Genomic DNA, 2843 nt, shown 5'->3' on the forward strand with positions numbered 1-2843 from the left:
CGAGTRGGCGTCGTAGGGGGTGCGGCGATTGAACTTGTAACGCTGGCGCAATTCGCGGCCTACGAAGAGGCCCAGAGCAACGGCGCCGAGGCCGGCGGAGACCCAGCCGACGGTTTTCAACACGCGCGAGCGCGAGGGCTCGCTGCTGGGTAGAGATTCAATCACTACGGCAGGAATCTTATCGAGCCTTGTGCCAAAAATGCGGCGCTTTCCAAACGGCTTCATGCCATGCATCATAACGCACCATCGGCATGGCTTGCAGAAAGCCTTAGTTTCCGGGGAAATTTTCTATCCATGAGTAACCAACTCGTCAACTTCGGGTTCTTAAGAAGGTGATGAAGATGCGTTCCTGGCTTCGTTTTCTAGTGTTACCGTTGCTGGCTGTGTCATTTAGCGCCAATGCCGGCGCACAGCAACCGCTGATGAACCGTATCCCTGAGGGTGTGGAGCTGATGGGTTCGTCCGGATCGCGCTCCAGCTTCAGCTTCGACAAGGCGATGCTGGATTCCGCGGACTCGCTGCTGGCGGATGAAGACGCCCGCCAGGCTGCCGCAGCGATTCACGGAATTACAGTTACCAACTATCACTTCCGCGACGAGATCGGCTACGACCCGCAGCAGATGGCGTCGGTGGCCGCCGAATACAGGGCTGCTGGATGGAAGCACCTGGTAAATGCCAATCAGCGTGACCCTGGAACCGGAACTGACTTGTGGATGCACTTCAGCGGAGCGCAGATCGATGATGTTTCGGTGCTGATCCGTCAGCCGCGGCAGATGAGCTTCATCTCGATCTCGTGCCAGCTCCGGCCCCTGGACCTGCTCCACCTGAGCGGTCACTTCGGAATCCCGAAGGTGGATCCGAATGCAGTGATGGTTCCCGCTCCCTGAACGGGCGCGAGTTGAATGGTTCAATCGTTGAATAGTTGAATGGTGGTTTGTGGTGCAACCGGCTCTATTCAACCATTCAACTATTCCCACTATTCAACTATTTAGAACTGTTCCACCTGCCGCAGCAGCGCAAGCTTCCGTTCCGGGCCTAAGAAGCTGGCTTCTACGGAGTTGGCGGCGAGTTCGCGCATCTGTTCCAGGGTGAACTCGAGCTGTTCGTGGGCCAGGATGTATTCGTCCAGCAGGTTGGCACCGAACATGGGCGGGTCGTCGGAATTGAGCGTGACCATCAGGCCGGAGTGGAAGTAGTCGCGTGCCGGGTGGGAATCGAGCGAAGAGCAACAGCCTGTCTTCAGATTGCTGGTGATGTTCAACTCCAGAGGGATCTGCTTTTCGGCGAGCACTTCCAGGAGCTCCGTATCCTGGGCGGCGGTAAGAGCGTGGCCGATGCGTTCCGCGCCGATGTTGATGGCGGACCAGATGCTGTGCGGGCCGACTGACTCGCCGGCGTGTGCCGTCAGCCGCAGGCCGGCCTTTCTGGCTTCGAGATAGAGATCGCGGAACTGATCGGCGGGGCCGCGCGCTTCGTCACCGCCGATGCCGATGCCCACGATGCTGGGGTACCGCTCGCGCAGCTCGGCGGCTTTGTGAAAGACGCGGGCGGCTTCCTCTACGCCGAAGTGGCGTACGGCATCGATGATCCAGAGCAGTGTGACGCCGAAGTCCTTTTCAGCGCGTAGACGGCCGCGTTCGATACCCTCGACGAAGGGTTCGACTTCGAGTTGCTTGATGAAGTAGATGATGCCGAAAGAGATGTAAGCCTCGGCATGCACGACGCCCTGGGCGGCGAGCGCGCTCACCATGTTATAGGTGATCAGCTCGTAGTCTTCCGGTGTCTGCAGGCGTTCGGTCACGGCCTTGAAGGCCATCAGAAACTCAAGGAAGTTGTCGTACCGGTAGAGTGCGCGGGCCTGTTCCAGCGTAAGGGGAGTGGTGTCATGCCTGCGGGAGAGCTCGACCAGGGTCTCCGGCTCGATGGTGCCCTCGAGATGCAGATGCAGCTCACACTTCGGCAGGCGGCGGAGCCAGTCGCGCGGTTCGAGATCGGGGGGATACAAAGCCCGTTGCGGCATGATTGTTAGTGTACCGGGCAATAGAGCATTTTCCCTGTAGGTGCAGTGCAGGGTTTCGGCACCTATGGGCGTTATCCGCAATGAAAACGCCGCGGCACTCTTCTTCCGGGATGCCCAATAACAGGGAAAATGCTCTAAGTGGAGAGCATGCGGAGGTAATGGTAATTACCTTCCCTGCAGCGTGGCGACGGTTTCTGGCTTGGGCGCGAACTCGCTGCGCTTGCGGCTGTAGAGGAAGTAGACAAAGAGCCCGATCACCAGCCACACGAAGAAACGTACCCAGGTGATAGCCGGCAGGCCGGCCATCAGGAGCARGCAGCAGAGAGTGCTGAGGACGGGAATGACCGGGCCGAATGGAACGCGGAAGCCTCGATGACGTTCCGGCTGGCGGCGGCGAAGTACGATCACGCCGATTGAGACCAGAACGAAAGCGAAGAGGGTGCCGATGTTCGACATCTCTGCGAACGAGCCCACGTCGAAGAGTCCCGATGGAATGGCTACGAGGATGCCGGCGAACCAGGTCGCGAAGGCGGGGGTGCGGTACTTCGGGTTCAGGCTGCTGAAGATATCGGGCAGCAGGCGATCGCGCGACATGGCGAACCAGACGCGGGCCTGACCGAGTTGGAAGACGAGGATGGAGGAGATCATCCCGACGATGGCTCCGAGAAGCACGGCCAGACGCACCCAATGCAGGTGATGGCCTTCCGGCGTGAGGCTGATACGTTTGAGGGCCGTCACCACCGGGGCAGCATCGCCCGCGATGGACTGCCAGGGCACGATGCCGGTCAGGATGGCGGCGACCCCGACGTAGAGAAGGGTGCAG

At 59.8% G+C, this 2843-nt stretch carries 4 protein-coding genes; 1 reads left to right on the forward strand and 3 read right to left on the reverse strand.

The window, feature by feature from the left end; translation table 11 throughout:
• Positions 1–225 (reverse strand): hypothetical protein (locus AB4043_RS21245; RefSeq protein WP_442308007.1); only part of this gene is annotated, 225 nt, incomplete at its 3' end.
• Positions 226–341: 116 nt separating this feature from the next.
• Here AB4043_RS21245 and AB4043_RS21250 point away from each other — a divergent pair.
• Positions 342–887 (forward strand): hypothetical protein, encoded by a 546-nt coding sequence (locus tag AB4043_RS21250; protein WP_442301029.1) that lies wholly within the window; start codon positions 342–344, stop codon positions 885–887.
• A gap of 101 nt (positions 888–988) precedes the next feature.
• Here AB4043_RS21250 and add read toward each other — a convergent pair whose 3' ends face one another.
• Complete coding sequence (gene add, locus AB4043_RS21255; RefSeq protein WP_442301028.1) at positions 989–2020, reverse strand: adenosine deaminase; 1032 nt, start codon at positions 2018–2020, stop codon at positions 989–991.
• Positions 2021–2185: 165 nt separating this feature from the next.
• Positions 2186–2843, reverse strand: a 658-nt coding sequence (locus AB4043_RS21260) for an APC family permease (RefSeq protein WP_442308008.1), incomplete at its 5' end; no start/stop codon positions are given.

The sequence above is a fragment of the Terriglobus sp. YAF25 genome (assembly GCF_052113305.1).
Taxonomy (GTDB): domain Bacteria; phylum Acidobacteriota; class Terriglobia; order Terriglobales; family Acidobacteriaceae; genus Terriglobus.

Coding starts and splice junctions, on each gene's coding strand:
- AB4043_RS21250 (WP_442301029.1), top strand. CDS start 342: ATGCGTTCCTGGCTTCGTTTTCTAGTGTTACCGTTGCTGGCTGTGTCA.
- add (WP_442301028.1), bottom strand. CDS start 2,020: ATGCCGCAACGGGCTTTGTATCCCCCCGATCTCGAACCGCGCGACTGG.